Origin of the sequence: Chryseobacterium indoltheticum (assembly GCF_003815915.1) — a bacterium.
GTDB classification, from domain to species: domain Bacteria; phylum Bacteroidota; class Bacteroidia; order Flavobacteriales; family Weeksellaceae; genus Chryseobacterium; species Chryseobacterium indoltheticum.
Genome location: NZ_CP033929.1, coordinates 1424253 through 1443325, shown reverse-complemented (window position 1 = coordinate 1443325; position 19073 = coordinate 1424253). Strand labels below are relative to the sequence as shown.

18 protein-coding genes are annotated in these 19073 nt (G+C 33.4%); 7 read left to right on the top strand and 11 right to left on the bottom strand.

The annotated features are described in order from the left end of the window. Positions 1-27: 27 nt before the first annotated feature. A complete protein-coding gene (locus EG358_RS06720) occupies positions 28-1278 on the bottom strand; it encodes a CinA family nicotinamide mononucleotide deamidase-related protein (protein WP_076561761.1) in 1251 nt (416 codons plus the stop codon). A gap of 113 nt (positions 1279-1391) precedes the next feature. Between EG358_RS06720 and EG358_RS06715 the strand changes: the two genes are divergently transcribed. Next, the gene (locus tag EG358_RS06715) at positions 1392-1868 is read left to right on the top strand and encodes a DUF7832 domain-containing protein (protein WP_076561762.1); all 477 of its coding nucleotides are present in this window, start codon (positions 1392-1394) and stop codon (positions 1866-1868) included. Between the two features lie 241 nt (positions 1869-2109). On the opposite strand, the gene EG358_RS06710 is transcribed toward EG358_RS06715, so the two are convergent. The 4 genes from EG358_RS06710 to EG358_RS06695 all read right to left on the bottom strand — a co-directional run bounded on the left by EG358_RS06710 (position 2110) and on the right by EG358_RS06695 (position 6145). Next, on the bottom strand, positions 2110-2649 hold the full coding sequence (locus tag EG358_RS06710) for a lipocalin family protein (protein WP_076561763.1): 540 nt from the start codon (positions 2647-2649) through the stop codon (positions 2110-2112). 245 nt (positions 2650-2894) lie between these two features. Then, a complete protein-coding gene (locus EG358_RS06705; RefSeq protein WP_174565102.1) occupies positions 2895-3629 on the bottom strand; it encodes a LytR/AlgR family response regulator transcription factor in 735 nt (244 codons plus the stop codon). Between the two features lie 13 nt (positions 3630-3642). Further along, complete coding sequence (locus EG358_RS06700) at positions 3643-4368, bottom strand: PA3715 family protein (protein WP_076561765.1); 726 nt, start codon at positions 4366-4368, stop codon at positions 3643-3645. Positions 4369-4375: 7 nt separating this feature from the next. Then, positions 4376-6145, bottom strand: coding sequence for a histidine kinase (locus tag EG358_RS06695; protein ID WP_076561766.1), 1770 nt, complete (start codon positions 6143-6145; stop codon positions 4376-4378). A 131-nt stretch (positions 6146-6276) separates the two neighbouring features. Here EG358_RS06695 and EG358_RS06690 point away from each other — a divergent pair, with 131 nt between their 5' ends. From EG358_RS06690 to EG358_RS06675, 4 genes are all read left to right on the top strand, one after another. Beyond that, positions 6277-7233, top strand: coding sequence for an SIMPL domain-containing protein (locus tag EG358_RS06690; RefSeq protein ID WP_076561767.1), 957 nt, complete (start codon positions 6277-6279; stop codon positions 7231-7233). Positions 7234-7351: 118 nt separating this feature from the next. Further along, positions 7352-8026, top strand: a complete 675-nt coding sequence (locus EG358_RS06685; RefSeq protein ID WP_076561768.1) for an SIMPL domain-containing protein — start codon at positions 7352-7354, stop codon at positions 8024-8026. 140 nt (positions 8027-8166) lie between these two features. Then, a complete protein-coding gene (locus tag EG358_RS06680; RefSeq protein WP_083677076.1) occupies positions 8167-9762 on the top strand; it encodes a DUF4139 domain-containing protein in 1596 nt (531 codons plus the stop codon). Between the two features lie 310 nt (positions 9763-10072). Next, entirely contained in the window at positions 10073-11266 is a 1194-nt protein-coding gene (locus EG358_RS06675) for a vWA domain-containing protein (RefSeq protein WP_076561770.1), read from the top strand. Positions 11267-11517: 251 nt separating this feature from the next. Here EG358_RS06675 and EG358_RS06670 read toward each other — a convergent pair whose 3' ends face one another. Beyond that, positions 11518-12723 carry an NAD(P)/FAD-dependent oxidoreductase gene (locus tag EG358_RS06670; protein WP_076561771.1) on the bottom strand — a complete coding sequence of 402 codons (1206 nt, stop codon included), beginning with the start codon at positions 12721-12723 and terminating at the stop codon, positions 11518-11520. 110 nt (positions 12724-12833) lie between these two features. On the opposite strand from EG358_RS06670, the gene EG358_RS06665 reads away from it, so the two are divergent. Continuing rightward, positions 12834-13217 carry a SpoIIAA family protein gene (locus EG358_RS06665; protein ID WP_076561772.1) on the top strand — a complete coding sequence of 128 codons (384 nt, stop codon included), beginning with the start codon at positions 12834-12836 and terminating at the stop codon, positions 13215-13217. Positions 13218-13247: 30 nt separating this feature from the next. On the opposite strand, the gene EG358_RS06660 is transcribed toward EG358_RS06665, so the two are convergent. From EG358_RS06660 to EG358_RS06650, 3 genes are all read right to left on the bottom strand, one after another. Further along, positions 13248-14450 (bottom strand): MFS transporter, encoded by a 1203-nt coding sequence (locus tag EG358_RS06660; protein WP_076561773.1) that lies wholly within the window; start codon positions 14448-14450, stop codon positions 13248-13250. Positions 14451-14632: 182 nt separating this feature from the next. Continuing rightward, a complete protein-coding gene (gene lipA / locus EG358_RS06655; RefSeq protein WP_076561774.1) occupies positions 14633-15499 on the bottom strand; it encodes a lipoyl synthase in 867 nt (288 codons plus the stop codon). A 172-nt stretch (positions 15500-15671) separates the two neighbouring features. Then, a complete protein-coding gene (locus EG358_RS06650) occupies positions 15672-16232 on the bottom strand; it encodes an RNA polymerase sigma factor (RefSeq protein WP_076561776.1) in 561 nt (186 codons plus the stop codon). Positions 16233-16440: 208 nt separating this feature from the next. Here EG358_RS06650 and tyrS point away from each other — a divergent pair, with 208 nt between their 5' ends. Continuing rightward, positions 16441-17736, top strand: a complete 1296-nt coding sequence (gene tyrS, locus EG358_RS06645) for a tyrosine--tRNA ligase (RefSeq protein ID WP_076561883.1) — start codon at positions 16441-16443, stop codon at positions 17734-17736. 70 nt (positions 17737-17806) lie between these two features. On the opposite strand, the gene EG358_RS06640 is transcribed toward tyrS, so the two are convergent. Then, entirely contained in the window at positions 17807-18223 is a 417-nt protein-coding gene (locus EG358_RS06640; protein ID WP_076561777.1) for a hypothetical protein, read from the bottom strand. Between the two features lie 239 nt (positions 18224-18462). After that, the gene (locus EG358_RS06635) at positions 18463-18879 is read right to left on the bottom strand and encodes an MmpS family transport accessory protein (RefSeq protein ID WP_076561778.1); all 417 of its coding nucleotides are present in this window, start codon (positions 18877-18879) and stop codon (positions 18463-18465) included. Between the last annotated feature and the right edge of the window lie 194 nt (positions 18880-19073).

Genomic DNA, 19073 nt, shown 5'->3' with positions numbered 1-19073 from the left:
TACAATTTCCTTCGTTTTAAGCTAAGCTTATTTTTTTATTAAAATCCCTACCAAATCCTGAAGAATTTTCTGAGATACGAAAAATGCAAAATCCTGTCGGTCTAAATGCGGAAGATGTAGTTTAAAAGATTCAGAATGGTTTTTGACTCTGATTGTATAGTAAACAGTTCCCACATCTTTACCATCCTCGCCCTTTCCGGGACCTGCAACGCCTGTTGTAGAAAGTGAAATATCTGTTTTAAATAAATTCTGGCAACCTTCTGCCATTTCTCTTGAAACCTCTTCGCTTACTACGGTAAAACGCTCAACGGTGCTTTCAGAAACATGTAAAATATTAATTTTCATTTCCGTTGCATAAGCTACCATTCCACCGATAAAATACTTTGAACTACCCGGATTTGAAGTTAACAAAATAGATAATTCTCCGCCGGTACAACTTTCTGCGGTAGAAATCGTAAGATCTTTTTCGTGTAATATCTCACCTAAAATCTTTTCAATTTTATCTTCTGAAGTCGCAATAATATTTTCACCGATGATGGGGAATAGCTTTTGAATTTCGTTTTCGAGCTGAATCTGCAACATATCTTCATCAATTCCAGTTGCTGTCAATCTCAGTTTCACTCTGGTACCAACGGGAAGATAAGACAGTGCAAGGTTTTCCGGCAGCGCCAATTCCCAGTTTTCAATCTGATCTGCCAAAATACTCTCGGGAATTCCAACCACCGAAACGATGCGTGTGGAAATATAATTAAGATTAAATTTTTCTTTTAAATAAGGAATAATCTGGTCTTTTATCAAAGGTTTTACTTCATACGGAACGCCGGGTAAACTGAAAGAAAGTTTTCCGTTTTGCTGCATCATCATACAAGGTGCAGTTCCGAAATGATTTTGAAAAACTGTAGATTTTGTAGGCACAAAAGCCTGTTCACGGTTTCTTTCTAGAATTTCTATACGTCCGCGTTTTTCCATATAGGCTTTTAGATGTTCGAAAGTGGGTTCATCCAAAGCAATTTCATCATCAAAAAATTCGGCTAAAGCTTTTTTTGTTTTATCATCTCTCGTTGGCCCCAAACCTCCTGTTGTAATAATCAGGTCTCCAATTTCAAAAGCTGATTTTAAAGTCTCTTTTATTGTTTCTATTTCGTCTGAAATGGTAATGATCTGAGAAACTTTTATCCCTATATTTTTAAGTTCGGTAGCAATAAAATTTGAATTGGTATCAACCGTATTTCCTGAAAGAATTTCGTCACCAATGGTGATAAGAACTGCGTTTTGCATGCGTTTAATTTTGAATAAATTCACTACAAATGACGTGAAAATCTCTGTAGTGAACAAAAGAAAATGATTTTTTATATCTTTGATTTAAACTGTCTGAAACTATAATAAAGATTATGACTAAATATGATGATGCTTCGTGGCATTATGGCGGAGATTTTCCTGAAGGACTTCCGGAAAAAAACGGCGCTACACACACCGGAATGTTTATTAACTGGTGTATCAACAAAAATCTGCATTCTGATGAATTGAAAGAAGATTGCGAAAATGAAATTGAAAGCCTAATAAAACGTGAAATAACCGGTGCAGACTTTGTTATCGATGCCTGTGACGGAAAATTTTCTGAATATGATCTTAATGATATGGGAAACAGTTTTGCCAAAGATTATTATGCCGACGAAACCGATTTCGCAGATAAATTCAGCTCATTTGCTACCGATTACATTAATATTTTTGATACTGTAGCAGAAGAAAATGATTTTGAATACGAAACTTTTTATCATATTGAAGATACGTACGAAAATTATGATATGATGATGCAAATTATCGATTACCGTTTTCAGGAGTGGAAGGAGTATAAAATCTTAAAATAATTCTCTTTTGTCTTGAAACAAAAGAGACAAAAATTCAAGACTTGGAAACTTCCGCTAAAAATTTAGAATTAATCCTAAAATCCCCAAACTTGTGCGAATTCAAAATTAAATCTTTATTTCACAAGGTTTATGGCACTTCGAACAGTGGTAATTTTTTAACGGATTAATTCCAAATTTTCTTAACGCTCCATTTTCCTATGTCGATTTTAAGATTGCTTCGTTGTCTAGATTATCGCAATGACTAATCGTGCTTTACCCAAATTAAATCATCGGTATTATAACCTAATTTCTGCGCTTTTGCTAAGAATCTTTCTTTAATACTGTTTGGTATTTCTTTGTTTCGGGATAAAATCCAGATATATTTTGTGCTGTTTCCTACAACTAAAGCATTTTGATAATCATCATCAATATCAATCACATTATAGCCAGCCCAAATAGGTTTGAAAAAGGAAACCTTCAGTCTCGCCTCAGATTTATCATTAACAAATTCTGCTTCTCCGATCGATTCCTTCCATTCTTTCTTTACATAATCATAGCCTCTGTTTTGCACTTTAATTGTTCCGTCGGGATTGAGTGAATAAGTAGCGGTTACATTATCCATATTTTTCTCAAATTTATAATCGAAACGGGCAATTTCGTACCATTTACCAAGATATTTTTCTGAATTAAAATTTTTGACTGCCGTTGCTCCTTTTGGAATTCCAACCGAGCATGAATTTAAGATTAAGAAACCAATAATACCTAATGAAACTGGAATGGCTATTTTCTTAAAAGTTTTCATAATATAAAATTTTGATAATATTAAAATTCAAAAATGATGCCTTAATAAGATTTTAGGATTTAACTGAAAACATGTATTACTATAATTTTCAGATTTCAGAAATTTGAATTTTAACCATTAAGGTTTATTAAAAAGTTGAGAAAAGTTAAGTCGAGCTTCGCTTTAAGTAACTACACAATAAAAAATTATTTGAATTTTCTTAATGAAACTTAACGCCAATCTTCTTAATTGTTAAAATTAAATATTTAAGAAAAAACTTTAAGAAACTGTTCTTTAAAACTTCCTGAAACTTCAATTTCGGAGTTATCAGACAAAGTTGCCGTACCGCTTTTATGATAAGATTTCACAAAATTGGTATTGATAATATGCGAACGATGCACCCTTACAAAAGGACTTTCGAGCAAATCATCAAAATGCTTTAAAAACCTGCAAACCATCTTTTTTGAACCGTCTGTAAGATAAACCTGCGTAAAATTTCCATCGGCCTGAAGTCTTACAATGTCTTCCGTTTTTACGACGTCAAAACCTTGTAATGTCGGAAGGATCAATTGTTGTTTTTCGGGTTTTAATTTTAAATTTTCGAGGAGGATTTTGTTTCGGTTTAATTCGTCTTTCTTTTCAATACTTTCTGCAACCTTATTTACCGCCAAAATAAGCTCCTGAATATCAATCGGTTTTAAAATATAATAACTTGCAGATTTATTTAAGGCCTGCAAAGAATATTGAGAAAAAGCAGTAATAAAAATAGTTTCGTAAGAAAATTCTTTCGTTGCTTCCAATACATCAAAAGCATTCCCGAAAGGCATTTCAACATCCAAAAAAACCAGTTGCGGCTGCATTTCTGCGATCAGAGGAACAGCATCTTTTATATTTTCAGCTTCTCCCAGAATCTCGATTTGCGGACAGTATTTTGTGAGATAATTCCTCAGAACTTCTCTTGCAATTTTTTCGTCGTCTACGATTACTGATTTTATTTTCATCTTAATTCAGGTTTTATTTGTAAACAGATTTATTAAATTTCAAGGTTTTATAAGAAATTTTTGAAGTTTTATCTTCGGTACATTCTCCATTTACCTTTTTGCTTATTATATGATTACTTTCAGTTTTAATTTTAAGATTGTTAAAACCATTCGTTTTCACTTGATCAACAATAATGACCGAATTATCTTCGTCAAATTCTCCGGAACATTTCATATCCCATTCTCCGCCGTATCTTCTTAGGTTATAGCCATCAAGAACTTTTTTCAAAGTTTTATCTTCAGGATAATACAATGATATATCGGAAGAAGAATACGGATTGGGATTGCTGCTTCCGTGATAATTTGCAGTAATTCCAAAAGCCCGAATACTCGAATTCAGCTTATAAAGCCCGGTATCTATTGAAAAACCATCTAACATCACTGCATCTGATATAATTTCGGTATCCTCAATATATTTGTTTTTGATTTTCCCCTGATCATCGGTAATTAGTATAGTGTTTTTTACAGTAAATCCGTCATCTTCAAGTTTCCCAAACAAAACAGGCACCACAATAATATAAGAATTTTCAATATTGGGCATTTTCTTTTCGGTATAGAATTCATTGTGAACCTCAGAAGAATTAAGCTGTAATTGTTTCAAAACAACTCCGTATCTCGCATCATCATATTGCTGAGCCGACAAAGAAAACGTCATCAATAGCAATAAAAATGCTGCTGTTTTTTTATATAATTCCATCATTTTTTTATTAAATTATCATTGAAACTTCAACAAAAACTCCGTTTTCAGAATCTTTTACCGTACAGATAATATTTTTCTTGTACAAATCATTCAGCAGTTTGATTCTTTCCAAAGTATTTTTCATTCCGCGTCCTTCACGTGTTTTTTGGTGTTCTGTTTTTTGCTTTTTGCTTTCTTCTATTCCTATCCCGTTATCTTTAATCGTAATTTTCAGAAAATCGTTGTTTTTTGTGAATTTTAAACTTAAAAATCCCTTATCAGTTCTGTATCTTAAGCCGTGCCAAACTGCATTTTCTAAAAATGGCTGTATCAACATTCCCGGAACTTTTAGATTTTGAGTATTTAAACTTTCATCCACTTCAATTTCGTAGTCAAATTTATCGGCAAAACGTGTTTTTTCTAAAGCCAGATAATTCTGAAGTAAATCTAGTTCCTGCTGAAATGGTATAAAATCTTCACTGGAATTTTCCATAACGCCACGCATTAATTTTGAAAATTTGGTTAAATATTGATTGGCTTCCAGTTCATTATTGGTTGCAATAAAATGATTGACAGAATTTAAACTGTTAAAAATAAAGTGCGGATTCATCTCACGACGAAGCGACTGCAACGCAATTTTTTTGTTTTTAATCTGAACTTTTTTCAGAGTTCTGAAAATAAAAATTATTAAACCCGTCAGTAAAACCAACACTCCAATTAAACTGTAATTGAAAATATTTTTCTTGCGAATTAGTTCGTCTTTCAATTTCTTTTCTTGCAGAAGTTGAGAAATTTTCTGCTCTGTATCTTCAAGAATTTTATTATCTACCAAACTTCTGTCTTTAGAAACCAGATCAGGTAATTTCCCAAGAAAATCACGATAAAGCAACACAGAAGCATCTGTATTTTCTGAAATATTATAAAGACTGTCAAGTTTTTTTACACTTTTCTGAGCTTCCAAAGTGTGACCTTTCTGTAAAGCAATATCATAAGCATTTTTCAATAAAACAATCGCTTCCTTCGGATCATTTTTTTTGATGTAAATTTCTGCCAGTTCCTGAATCTGCTCTACTTTTTTCTGAGAATTTTCTTTAACGAAATTTTCTTTTAAAACAGATTTTTTGGCTTCTATTGCTTTGTCAAAATCTTTATTGTCAACATAAAAATTGGTCAGTTTCTGATTGATTGCCAAAGCTTGTTGAGGCGCTTGTTCTTTTGAAATCTGATAGGCTGTATTGAGGTTTTCTTCGGCTTTCGGAATATTTTTATTTTCAATATTTACATCGGCCATTTGGCTGTAGCTTGCGGCAAGATCTTGTTTATTGTTTTCTTTTTCGCTGATCTGAATGTTACTTTGAATAGCTTCAGCTTTATTTTCTGGCGCCGGAGAAGAAAGCCTTGAAGCGTCATTGGCATTTAAATTTCTTTTTGATTTAGAATATCCAATTTTTGAAGCTTTTTGGTAGTTGCTTTGCGCAGATTTCAGCTTATTCTGATTTTCCTGAGACTGCGCCAGTTTTCGGATTACTTTTTCGAGATTTTGCTTGTCATTAAGCTTTTCGTAGATATTTTTAGATTTTATAAAATACTCTTCACTTTTAGAAAAATTTCTATCATTAAAAAATGTTTCGCCGATATTGTAATAAGATTCGGCTTCTGCGGATTCGTTTTTTGTTTCGACTGCTTTTTTCAGTTTTGACGTTTCTGCTACAACTTCCTGCGTCTCCTTACTTTGCGAATAAAGATTATTCACAGAAATCATCATAAAAACCAACACAAAAAACCGAACTAAATTCATAAAACAAAGATATACATATATATAGTTTACCCAAAAACTATTCACCAAGTGAAAAGCAAGGTTGACCAAGTTGACTTCAAATAGCTTTTAAAAGACCAATAAGTTTGTGATATAATTTAAACTTAATTCTCATGAAAAACATTTTATTTTTGACTTCAGCTTTCTTTTTTCAATTTACCTTTGCACAGTTCTCAGGAAATATTAACTATCAAAATCAAGTGCGTTATCAGGAAAATAATATCAGTATTAATGTTCCTGTAGACAATCATATTGTCATTAGCATAAAAGGTATGGCCAACGTAAAGGCTGATAAATACGTTGCGATTTTTAGTCTGACACAAGTAGCAGAAACAGCGGATGAAGTGAATTCACTGATGGACAGACGTCTAAACACCGCATTAAATCAAATTAAAATTAATAAAGGAATTGAAACGTATGTTGACATGATTTCTTTTGTGCCGGTCTATCAATATGCGGTAGAGAAAAAGATTTTCAGCCGAAAAACTTACAATGAAGTGCCAACCGGTTTCGAACTTAAAAAAAATCTGCACATTCAATTCTCAGATCCTTCACAGTTGAATGAGTTTATTTCAGTTTTATCAAAAAATGAAATTTATGATCTGGTAAGGGTAGATTATTTTGCAAACAGCCTCGAAACCATCAAAAAAGATTTGATGAATAAAGCAAAAATTGCCCTTCAGGAAAAAGTGAAAAACTATGAAACACTTCTCGGAGAAAGTTTTGCAAACAGTGAAAAATCAATTAACGATGGATTTCAGCTAAAACTTCCGACAGAAATGTACAAATCTTATGAGGCTTACAACAGTTCGTCTCTGGCTTTGACGAAACTGGCAAACTTAAATCAGGCAAATAAATCAACGACCTTGTATTATCAACCGGTTTTTGACAAAGAATTCGATTTTGTGATTAATCCCACAATTCTGGAACCCGTTATACAGGTGATGTATGAAGTGAAATTAGTAATTAACAAAGAGAAAAAAAATGATAACAAAGAAAGCAAATCTTATATTTTGATAACTCCCAATGGAGAAATGCGAGATTTGAATATTCCTAAATCTAATAAATAAAACATTCACCAAGTGAAATGCTCGGTTCACCAAGTTTACAAAATTTCAGTTTCAAATCGTGGTAATTTTACTTTAGAAATTAAAAACAAGAAATTAAAAAATAATAAATACATACATTATGAAACTGAAACACCTTTTATTAGTAGGAATCTTTGCAGCAGGAAGTTTGGTGAATGCGCAGGAAGTAAAGAAAAATGCAATTGAAGTAACAGGAGTTGCCGAAATGGAAGTAGAACCGGATGAAATCATCTTTAGTATCGGTATAAAAGCCGACAACAAAAATCAACTGGCAGACAGCGAAAAACTTTTATTTGAAACACTGAAAAACAATGGCGTAAAAAATGAAGACATCAAATTTAAATCGATGTACCAGAATTTATATTCGAAAACAACGAAGTTTACCAAGAGTTTTCAGTTTAAAGTAAATGCTAAAACCAATGTGAGTAAGCTTTTTGAAGATCTTAATCAGAAATGGGTAAGCAATCTGAATATTGCAGAAATTAAAAACACAAAAATTGCAGATTTCAGAAAAACGGTTAAAATTAATGCCTTAAAAGCCGCGAAAGAGAAAGCAGATTATCTTTTGGGAAGCATCAATAAAAAGGCCGGAGATGCGATTGAGATTACAGAAATTGAAGATTACATGAGTGATTCTATTCTTCCCGTTGCTTACAGAAGCAAAATGGCGAATGTACAGTTGGAAGCAGCCGACCAAAGTATGGATTATTCGTTCGACAACATCGAAAATATCAAGCTGAAATACAGCATCAAAACAAAATACGAAATTCTTTAGTTTTTTAAGAGGCAGTCAGAAATGGCTGTCTTTTTTTCGCTTAAAAACTCTCACCAAGTGAAAACCTAAGTTCACCAAGTCTTCAGATTTTCGGTTTCTAATCAAAGTAATTTTACTGTAGAACTTTAAAACAATAAACAATGCGACACTCTATTTTAATACTCATTTTGATGGTTTCGTTTTTTAAATCTCAGGAAATTAAAAAAGAAATCGATGTAAAACAGGCCACTGTATTTCTGCAGGGCGCAAAAGTTTTCGGAAGTACAAACGTTACTCTCCAAAAAGGTAGAAACACCGTGAAAATCATTAACCTTCCGAATGATTTAGATGAAAATACTTACAAAATCAATCTTGAAAAAAACACAACGCTTTTATCAATTACCCCACAAAATAATTATCTCAAAAATGATGAACTGACCGACGGCGAAAAAAAACTGGATGATGAAAGAAAAAAATTTCAGAGACAGATTAATTTATTGAATATTCAGATTAAAAATCTGACGGGTGAACAAAATATTATTAATGATAATCTTAAAGTTTCAACGAATGATAAATCGACTCCGCAGGAACAGTTGATAAAACTGACTGAATTTTACAGAAAAAGAATGCTGGAAATCGACAATCAGGTTTTTCTTCTGAACGAGCAAAAAACTACGTTTGATGAAAGCATTGCTAAAATCAACAAGCAATTTGCCGAAGAACAAACTCATAAAACACAAAATAGAAAAGAACTTTTACTTGAAATTCTCGCTGAAAATGAAATGAATCTGAATCTTGGACTAAGCTATATCGTTTCTAATGCAGGCTGGGTTCAATCTTATGATTTGAGAGCTTTGTCTACGAAGAAACCTTTAGAAATTGTCTACAAAGGAAAAATCTACCAAAAAACCGGACAAGACTGGAACAATATCAAACTTTTTGTGTCTACTTACAGACCTTCTTACAACCAAAACAGACCGATTTTATCGCCTTTATATGTTGCTGAATATGCCGCTTACAATAATGAAGATGCAAAAGTAGGTTATATGCAAAAAGCGAAAGCAGAAATATCAAATTCTTATCAGATGAGAGCAGAAGTTGCATCAATAAGTCAAATCCCTGTTGCAACGGTTTCGGATAATCAGATGAATATTTTATATGAATTGAATTACAATCAAACCATCGTAAGTCAGGAAAAAGAACAATATGTGATTTTAGATAAGAAAAATGTAGAAGCCAATTACAAATATCACACCGTTCCGAAACTGAACAATCAGGTTTTCTTAATGGCTTTCGTGAAAAACTGGCAGAATTTAAATCTTATTTCAGGTGAAGCGAATATTTATTTTGAAGATAATTATATCGGAAAAACCAATATTACAAGCAATTATGTAAAAGATGAGTTCCCAATTTCTCTTGGAGTTGATGAAAGAATTGTGGTAAAACGTATCAAACTTGAAGATAAAACAGCTCAAAAATCTTTCAATTCTAATAAATGGGAAACAGAATCTTACGAAATATCCATCAGAAATAACACGAAAGAAAGTATAGAACTGGAAATTTTAGACCAAATTCCATTAAGTGAAAATCAGAAAATCACTATCAAAACTTTAAATATCGGAGACGGAAATTATGATGAAAAAACAGGAAGTATTCTTTGGAACAGAAAAATCAACAGCGGAGCTGCAGAAAAAATCAATTTCTCTTATGAAGTAAAATACCCGAAGGAAATGCAGATTCAGTATTACAGTCGGTAATTAGGTTTGAGGGTTTGAGAGTTTCAGTGAATTTGAGAGAGTCCTGAAGGGACGATTTTCTAAAGAATGGGATGAAGTCCCATTAAAAAAGTTATTAATCTCAAAGTCGCGAAGGTTTAGTAAAAACAGTTGTTTTTAAGGCGCAAGATTACTTCGACTTCGCTCAGTGTGACGTAAGATTTTCATTTAGAAATTGCTAATAAATTTTTTCGAAGATAAAATCCTTACGCCTTTAAATTATATTAAAATTCTTGCGCCTTTGCGAATACCAACAAAAAAGATTTAGTAAAAATCATTAAAAACATACAATATGAACACATTAAAAGTTTTAACAGTAACAGCAAGCGTATTCGCTTTTTTGAGTGCAGGTAAAATTTCAGATAATCGTTGCAGCAGCAAAGCCAACGATAAAGAAATTGTAGAAAGTAACATTTCAAATCAACGACAAATTTTGGGTTCAAAAGACAATAAAATTCAGGTTGCTTTGCTTTTGGACACTTCAAACAGTATGGATGGGTTAATAGACCAGGCAAAATCAAGACTTTGGAATATCGTCAATACGTTGACGACATTAAAATACAACGGACAAGCTCCGCAAGTGGAAATTGCTCTTTATGAATACGGAAATGATGGCTTAAAAGATGAAAATTACATCAAACAGATTACTCCACTTACTCAGGATCTGGATTTGGTTTCGGAAAAACTTTTTGCTCTTAGAACCAATGGCGGAAATGAATATTGTGGAGCCGTAATTCGTGATGCATCATCCAATTTGAAATGGGACGGAAACGAAAAAAGTATGAAACTTATTTACATTGCCGGAAATGAACCTTTTGACCAGGGGAAAATCAGTTATAAAGATGTGGTTTCTAAAGCAAAAACCAAAAATATTTACACCAATACAATTTTTTGTGGAAGCCGTGAAGAAGGCATTCAGTCGCATTGGCAAAACGGAGCGAGTTTAGGAGACGGAAAGTATTTTAATATCGACAGCGACCAAAAAGTGATTTATATTGAAACGCCTTATGATGTGAAAATTTCGCAGTACAATTCTAAATTGAATGACACTTATATCTCTTACGGACGACGTGGCTCTGAAATGAAAAACAAGCAAACAACTCAAGATTCAAATGCAGAAATGCAATCCGCTTCTAATGCTGTTGAAAGAACCGTAAGTAAATCAAAGAAAAATGCTTACAAAAATGATCATTGGGATTTGGTGGATAAAGTTGAAAAAGACAAAAGCTACATTTCATCAATAAAAGAGGAGGAATTACCTTCTGAATTAAAAGGAAAAAGCAAAGATGAAATCAAAAAAATTGTGGCTCAAAAATCTGCAGACCGAGATAAGATTCAAAAAGAAATTGAAGTTCTTGCTAGAAAAAGACAGGAATATATTGATGTTGAAACAAAAAAACGAGGAAATTCTGAAGGTGATGATTTAGGAAAAGCAATAGAAAAATCGATTGTGGAATTGGCGAAAAAGAACGGATATAATTTTTAGTTTCGGGTTCCGAGATATAGGATTCGAGATTGAAATTATTTTATTTATTGTTCGAAAGTCCCAAAGGGACGACCTAATAAAGGATAGGATGAAATCCTATCAAAAAAATTAGCAAAAGAATTGGTCTCAAACACCAGTTCCGTGAAACAGTGATGTAAATGTTAGTATTGTTTATTTTGTTTGGGAGTTCGGCGTTGCCGAACCCCAAACTTTTTCAGTCAACTTTTAAAACGATAAATTTTAAAGTAAAATTATCTTCCAAATTTAAAATATTCAGAAAGTTGATGTTTTTTATTTTTCATAAAAGCTGAAGCCATTTCCATTCCGGTCACAGAAAAAGTAATTCCGTTTCCACCAAATCCTAAAATAAAATACGAGTTTTTGAAATTTTCGTGAGTGCCGATGTACGGAAGTCCATCCTTTGTTTCACCAAATGTTCCAGCCCACACAAAATCAGTGTAAAAATGATAGTCGGGTTGTATTCTTTTTAGGCTTTTCAGAATTTCTTTTTCTTTTTTATTTAACAGAGAATCTCTTTTTTCAGGATCTGAAAAATCTTCATCACCTCCGCCGATTAGTAGTCTTTCGTCGTCTGTAGATCGCATATAAATGTAAGGATGATCGGTATTCCAGACGAGCGTATGTTCAATATTTTTAAATTTATTCTTATCAATTTCAGAAACTACTGCATATGTACTTTTAAGATCTACAAAATCCTCTTTAATCATGGTTTTACTTTCGTAGCCTACACAGTAAATAACTTTTTTGGCCTTAATATTAAAGCCGTCCGTTGTTAATACTAGATTATGATCTCTTAAGTATTTTACAGACTTCATTTCTGTTTTATCGAAAATTTTCAAGCCTTTATTTAAGTTAAATCTCAGCAATTCGTGAGCAAATTTAAAGGCATCTATACTTGCACCTTGTTTAGATAAAATTCCACCGTAGGTATTTTGGAAACCGAATCTTTCTTCAATATCTTCAGCCCCTAACCAAGTCACATCAAATCCAGCTTTTTTTCTCGCAATATATTCCTTTTCAAGCCAGATTGCATCTTTCTTTTTAGAAGCAAAATATAAAGATTGTTTTCTTTTAAAACCAGACCGGGCTTTTATTTCTTTTGTTAATTTTTCAATATCGTCTATAGATTTTGAACAGGCTTTGTAACTTTCTACCGCACCTTTTTCACCAATCATTTCAATCAACTCGTATAGCGGAGTATCAATTTCGTACTGCAACATTGAAGTTGTTGCCGAGGTACTTCCGTTGCAAATTTCACGCTTATCAATTAAAATGGTTTGATATCCGTCTTTTATCATTTGATGGGCAATAAGACTTCCTGTAATACCGCCGCCAATAATAAGAACATCACATTCTTCATCAGATTTCAGGGACGGATAGGAAGATAACAGACCATTTTTCAAAAGCCAGAAAGGTTCGTTAGATTTCAAGTCCATAGAGTTTTTTCAAAATATTAGCAATAATTGAGCCTTAACCATGATGATTATCCAATTATGGTTTAATTATTGATAAAATAAAATCACCAAAACCAATTAAAATATAAATTATGATAACAATACTTAATGATGCTCCGGAAAATGTTGCCGCTTTCAATGCAACAGGTGATGTAACCAAAGAAGATTTTGAGAATCTCGTAATCCCTTATGTGAAGAGTAAAGTAGAACAATTTGATGAATTAAACTACCTTCTTTATCTGGATACCGATCTAGGTAATTTCACGATGGGAGCATGGCTTCAGGATGCACTTTTAGGAATAAAAAACATCACAAAATGGAACCGCGCAGCTATTGTAACAGACAAAGAAGGCGTGCAGAATTTCACAGATATTTTCAGTGTTTTAATGCCTGGAGAATTTAAATCTTTCCCAAAAGAAAATCTTTATAACGCTTTATACTGGTGTCAAAACGGGAACGAAGTTCAAAGCGATTAACAAAAAAGAGAAGCAATGCTTCTCTTTTTTTTATTGGTCACAGGTAGCACATTCTACCGCAATTTCCTTGTCATTTATATTTGGCGATCTGTACAGATAAAAATAAATAATACTAATGCTTAACCCAATAACCGTCATTCCTACTCCTACCAGCGACGGATAATTGTAAGGCAAACCATGCTCTAAAGGAATACCTCCTAAAAAAGCACCCATTGCATTCGCAATATTAAAGGCAGCCTGCATAAAAGCTGCAGCCATCATTTCACTTTTTGGTGCTGCTTTCATCATCATAATATTAATTGGAGCTGCAACTGACATCGATAAAGCTCCACAAATAAATGTTAGCACCAAAGAAATACTTTGATATTCTGAAAGAAAAAATACACCTGATAAAGAACACATCATTAAGAATAACAACAATACACATGTTTTTTCCGGGCCTAATTTATCTGAAAGAAAGCCTCCCGCTAAATTTCCCACAACCATTCCGCCACCGGCAAGAATCATAACATACGCCATGTAGCTACTTTCAATTTTTGAGACAACCGTCATCAACGGCGTGATGTAACTAAACCAAGTGAATAATCCACCAAAACCGATGGCTGTAATCATTAATACCAACCACGATTGTTTGCCTTTGAGAAATTTTAGTTCTTCTAAAAAATGACTGTCTTCTTTTCTTTCCATTGCCGGAAGCCAAAGCTTTAAAGCCAATAACGTGGCAATCCCAATTACTCCCACAATGGCAAAATACCAACGCCAGTGAAAAGCATGTCCGATGTAAGTAACTAAAGGAACCATCGCCAAATTAGCGACCGTTAATCCTGTAAACATAAGTGAAATGTATAATGCCTCCTTCCCTTTCCCGGCCATTCTTGATGCGACTACGGTTCCGACTCCGAAAAATGCTCCGTGTGGTAAACCAGACAGAAATCTGATAATTAACATCGAGTTATAATCAGGAGCGATAGCAGACAATGCATTAAAAATGGTGAAGATCACCATCAAAGTAAGCAACACTTTTTTGGGAGGGAATTTTACAGAATATCCAATTAAAATAGGTGCGCCAATTACAACTCCCAAAGCGTACGCCGCAATTAAATGTCCCGCTTGTGGAATGGTAATCTGCAGTGTATTTGCAATATCGGGAAGCAATCCCATAATCGTAAATTCTGTAGTTCCAATGGCCAAACCACCGATTGCCAAAGGCAAAATTCTTTTATCAAACATCATTAATCAATAATTATTTAAAGCAATATTTCCATTGCTTCTTTTAAAAGCACAAAAGTAATTATAATTGGAAAGAAAATGTTGAAAGGTTTGATATAAATTTTATATCAGAACTATAATTAAATCAACTTAACCAATCTTTGAATCAAAAAAAATCGCTTCAATTTTTGAAGCGATTTATATTTTTAATGAATATGTTTTTCAGCGTGATAGGAACTTCTCACCAAAGGCGAACTCTCAACGTGTCTGAAACCTAAGCTTCTTGCAAAATCTCCGAATTCATCAAACTCTTCTGGCGTGATAAATTTTTTCACAGGAAGATGTTTTTTAGTCGGCTGCAAATATTGTCCCATTGTTATAACGTCAACATTGGCGTTTCTGATGTCTTCAATAGTCTGGAAAACTTCATCTCTGTTTTCTCCTAAACCAAGCATTAATCCAGTTTTAGTTCTATTTTGTCCAGCTTCTTTTAAATATCTTAAAACCTCAAGACTTCTTTCATATTTAGCCTGAATTCTTACTTCTCTTGTCAGACGTTTTACTGTTTCCATGTTGTGAGAGATCACTTCCGGAGCAACATCAACCATTCTGTCAAGATGCTTTGTGAGTCCTTGAAAGTCAGGAATTAATGTTTCCATCGTGGTTCCTGGAGAAATTCTTCTTACGGCATTTACGGTTTCACCCCAAAGAATAGAACCCATATCTTTCAAATCGTCACGGTCAACAGATGTTAAAACAGCATGTTTGATCTTCATTAATTTGATTGAACGAGCTACTTTTTCAGGTTCGTCCCAGTTTACATCCATTGGCTTTCCGGTTTTCACTCCGCAAAATCCACAGCTTCTGGTACAGATATTTCCTAAAATCATGAAAGTTGCCGTTCCTTCTCCCCAACATTCACCCATATTTGGGCAGCTTCCACTTTGGCAAATCGTATTTAATTTATATTTATCTACCAAAGTTCTCAATTCTCTGTAATTCTTTCCGGTAGGAAGTTTTACACGAATCCATTTTGGTTTTTGAACGGTAGTATCTTGAACTAAATTCTCCATTTATCTCTCAAATTGAGGTTCAAAGTTAGTGATTTTTTTATCGACTTCATCTACGATGTAGATTGATGGAAATGATAATTTGTTTTTGCCACGAATGCACGAATTTTTTAATTTAAGTAGGAGATCAAAAACTATTCGAGCATTTGTGGCAAAAATATTAGTATCTAAAAAACTAGTTATCCTCAAAATCATTATTTTTCAGCAATTCTGCTAAAACTTTTTTCGCTCTCATTACACGAACTTTCGTATTGGCAACAGAAATCCCAAGCTCCTCGGCGATTTCTTTGATGCTTTTTTCTTCAAAGAATCTCAATTTAATAATATCCTGATAATTGCCATCTAAAGATTCGATGGTTTTAATAATCTTTTGCTGCTCTTCGTCAGAAATCATTAACTCTTCAGGAGATTTTGCATAATGATTTTTTACTTCATCTAAATTTTCTGTAGGATCTTGATTTTCCCGGCTTTTTCTACGCCAGAAATCAATAATTGTATTTTGAGCAATCGTTAGAATCCAGGTTTTAAACTGAAAATGAGGATCGTATAAATCGAGTTTCGATAAAACTTTTGAAAAAACATTGACCGTAATTTCATCTGCATCATTTTCGTCGTGTACTTTTTTCATCACAAAAGAAAAAACGTCTACCCAAAATACATTGATCAGTTTGGTTTGCGCTTTCTGGTCTTTTTCCTTTGCCTTTTGGATGAGAGGAAATAATTGCTCGTCTTTCATTGCTAACAAATATAATTGAATTTTGCTAATGAAACAATAAGCGCTGGAAGTTGGATGATCGGTGTTGGAAGTTTGCAACTTTGAAAACATCGCTCTAAAAGTATTAACAGCTATCTTGAAACTAGAAACTTCGATTCCAAAACTTGAAACCCGAAACTCAGGTGATTTTTCTTATCTTTGCGTATTAAATTTTAAACTGAAAAAAATAATGAACTCTTTTATTGAAGAACTGAAATGGCGTGGGCTTTTTGCCGATATGATGCCCGGAACAGATGAACAACTGAATAAGGAAATGACAACTGCCTATATCGGTTTTGATCCTACCGCAGATTCTTTACATATTGGAAGTCTTATTCAGATTAAAATTTTGGCTCATTTTCAGCAACATGGTCATAAACCAATCGCTTTGGTAGGTGGCGCTACAGGAATGATTGGTGACCCTTCAGGAAAATCTGCAGAGAGAAATCTTTTGGATGAAGAAACACTATTGCATTATGTTGACTGTCTGCAAAATCAACTTTCAACGTTTTTAAATTTTGATGGAAACGAAACCAACAAAGCCGAATTGGTCAACAATTACGACTGGATGAAGAAAATTTCTTTCCTTGATTTTGCTAAAAATGTTGGAAAAAACATCACCGTTAATTACATGATGGCGAAAGATTCTGTAAAGAAAAGACTTTCAGGAGAAGCCGGTGTTGACGGAATGAGTTTTACAGAGTTTACTTATCAATTGATTCAGGGATATGATTTCCTGCATTTATATCAGAATAATAATGTAAAACTTCAGATGGGAGGTTCTGATCAGTGGGGAAATATTACCACAGGAACAGAATTGATCCGTAGAAAAGCACAGGGAGAAGCATTTGCATTGACTGTTCCTTTGATTACGAAAGCTGACGGTTCGAAATTCGGAAAGTCTGAAAGCGGAGAAAATTACTGGTTAGACAAAAAGAAAACTTCGCCTTACAAATTCTATCAATTTTGGTTGAATGCAACCGATACAGATGCTGAAAGATTTATTAAATTCTACACATTCTTAGGAAAAGAAGAAATTGATGCTTTAATTGAAGACCATAAAACAGCACCACACGAAAGAAAACTTCAGAAAAAATTGGCTGAAGAAGTTACGGTTTGGGTTCACGGAAGAGAAGAATATGAAAAAGCTTTAAAAGCTTCAGAAATTCTTTTTGGAAAATCAACTGCTGAAGATTTAGTAAGTCTTGATGAGGAAATTTTCCTGGAAATCTTTGATGGAGTTCCTCAGAAAGAAGTGGCTAAAGCGGATGTTTTAGGAATTAACATCGTTGATTTACTTTCAGAAAAATCAGGTTTCCTGAAGTCTAAAAGTGAAGCGACAAGAGAATTGAAAGGAAACGCAATCTCTGTAAACAAAGAAAAAATCAATGAAGTTTACACCGCAAATGAAACTGATTTGATTGACGGTAAATTCTTATTACTGCAAAAAGGAAAGAAAAGTTACTTTATTGTAAAAGTGATTTAATCTTGAAAACATAAAAAATAATCCGACTCAGCTTTTGAGTCGGATTATTTTTTATCAAAGTGGATTGTTTTTAAAATGTATAACTTGTTGAAGCCGATAAAGTAAGCCCGCTTGCGACACTTTCTTTTTTAAGCACACCATCTACCCAAATCTGAACCTTTAAAGTAGATGCTGCATCAACTCCTGTTGCATTTACCACAACATTAGAATTATAAACTATGCCTTCGGCAGTGATTTCCGGGCTCGTCCATGTTGTTCCGCTCAAACCGGTTACGGTAATAGGATTACCGTCGATTCCGTAAACAGCTTTACTGATGTTAACTCCGGATGACGCCTCTGCCTTGAAAACTACTTTTTGGGTCTTAATATCTTCAGAAGTATCATCATCATTATCTTTGCGACAAGATTCAACAAGACTCAAAACCATTACTGTTATCAAAGCAACAAATACTCCTTTAAATACCTGATTCAATTTTATTTTTTTCATAAATTATTTTGTTAATAGTATTCAGAATCTCCTTGATTTAGCATCCGCAAAGATATTATAAACTAAAAATACTGTCAATCCTCAAATTTAAAAAAAATATTCTACCCTATTTTAGATATTTTTGAGTTCTGTGTTTCATAGAATTATTTTCGTTAATGGCTATGAAGAATATGGTTTGTTCCACCAAAAAAAGTCCGACTCAAAATTGAGCCGGACTTTTTTTTCATCATTAGTTTATATTAAAATGTATGACTTGCTGAAGCAGATAAATACTGCCCGCTTGAAGTTCCTTCTTTTTTAAGTTCACCGTCTACCCAAATCTGAACTTTTAAAGTAGATGATGCATTAGCACCAACTGCATTTACGGCAACATTCGCACTCATTGCTCCTGCTTCAGTAGTAATTTCGGGGCTAGACCATGTAGTTCCACTTAAGCTGGTTGCCGTGGTAGGATTTCCATCAATACCGTAAACAGCGATCTCAATATTACTTCCTGCAGATGCTTCTGCCTTGAAAACTACTTTATGAGTTTTGTTGGTTCCCGGAATGTCATCGTCATCATCATTGCTGCAAGATGTCACAAAACCAAAAACCAACGCCGCCATCACCATTACAAATGAGCCTTTCAATACGTTTTTCAATTTCATTTTTTTCATAATTTCTCTTGTTTAAATATTACTGTTAATTTTAATTTGTAATCTTTCTGATTTAGTACCTGCAAAATTATGACGGTCTGACAAGGCAATCAATCCTTAGAATTAAGGAAAATATTCTACCGGATTTTAGGTATTTTTCAATTCTGTATTTTTCACTAAATTGTGGAGTTTTATTTTAAAAAATGAAATTGAGA

Excerpts from the sequence above, each read along its gene's own strand:
- EG358_RS06715 (WP_076561762.1), top strand. The coding sequence starts at position 1,392 with ATGACTAAATATGATGATGCTTCGTGGCATTATGGCGGAGATTTTCCT.
- tyrS (WP_076561883.1), top strand. The coding sequence starts at position 16,441 with ATGAACTCTTTTATTGAAGAACTGAAATGGCGTGGGCTTTTTGCCGAT.
- lipA (WP_076561774.1), bottom strand. The coding sequence starts at position 15,499 with ATGGAGAATTTAGTTCAAGATACTACCGTTCAAAAACCAAAATGGATT.
- EG358_RS06700 (WP_076561765.1), bottom strand. The coding sequence starts at position 4,368 with ATGATGGAATTATATAAAAAAACAGCAGCATTTTTATTGCTATTGATG.
- EG358_RS06695 (WP_076561766.1), bottom strand. The coding sequence starts at position 6,145 with ATGAATTTAGTTCGGTTTTTTGTGTTGGTTTTTATGATGATTTCTGTG.
- EG358_RS06680 (WP_083677076.1), top strand. The coding sequence starts at position 8,167 with ATGCGACACTCTATTTTAATACTCATTTTGATGGTTTCGTTTTTTAAA.
- EG358_RS06720 (WP_076561761.1), bottom strand. The coding sequence starts at position 1,278 with ATGCAAAACGCAGTTCTTATCACCATTGGTGACGAAATTCTTTCAGGA.
- EG358_RS06660 (WP_076561773.1), bottom strand. The coding sequence starts at position 14,450 with ATGATGTTTGATAAAAGAATTTTGCCTTTGGCAATCGGTGGTTTGGCC.
- EG358_RS06705 (WP_174565102.1), bottom strand. The coding sequence starts at position 3,629 with ATGAAAATAAAATCAGTAATCGTAGACGACGAAAAAATTGCAAGAGAA.
- EG358_RS06710 (WP_076561763.1), bottom strand. The coding sequence starts at position 2,649 with ATGAAAACTTTTAAGAAAATAGCCATTCCAGTTTCATTAGGTATTATT.
- EG358_RS06650 (WP_076561776.1), bottom strand. The coding sequence starts at position 16,232 with ATGAAAGACGAGCAATTATTTCCTCTCATCCAAAAGGCAAAGGAAAAA.
- EG358_RS06670 (WP_076561771.1), bottom strand. The coding sequence starts at position 12,723 with ATGGACTTGAAATCTAACGAACCTTTCTGGCTTTTGAAAAATGGTCTG.
- EG358_RS06665 (WP_076561772.1), top strand. The coding sequence starts at position 12,834 with ATGATAACAATACTTAATGATGCTCCGGAAAATGTTGCCGCTTTCAAT.
- EG358_RS06675 (WP_076561770.1), top strand. The coding sequence starts at position 10,073 with ATGAACACATTAAAAGTTTTAACAGTAACAGCAAGCGTATTCGCTTTT.
- EG358_RS06685 (WP_076561768.1), top strand. The coding sequence starts at position 7,352 with ATGAAACTGAAACACCTTTTATTAGTAGGAATCTTTGCAGCAGGAAGT.
- EG358_RS06640 (WP_076561777.1), bottom strand. The coding sequence starts at position 18,223 with ATGAAAAAAATAAAATTGAATCAGGTATTTAAAGGAGTATTTGTTGCT.
- EG358_RS06635 (WP_076561778.1), bottom strand. The coding sequence starts at position 18,879 with ATGAAAAAAATGAAATTGAAAAACGTATTGAAAGGCTCATTTGTAATG.
- EG358_RS06690 (WP_076561767.1), top strand. The coding sequence starts at position 6,277 with ATGAAAAACATTTTATTTTTGACTTCAGCTTTCTTTTTTCAATTTACC.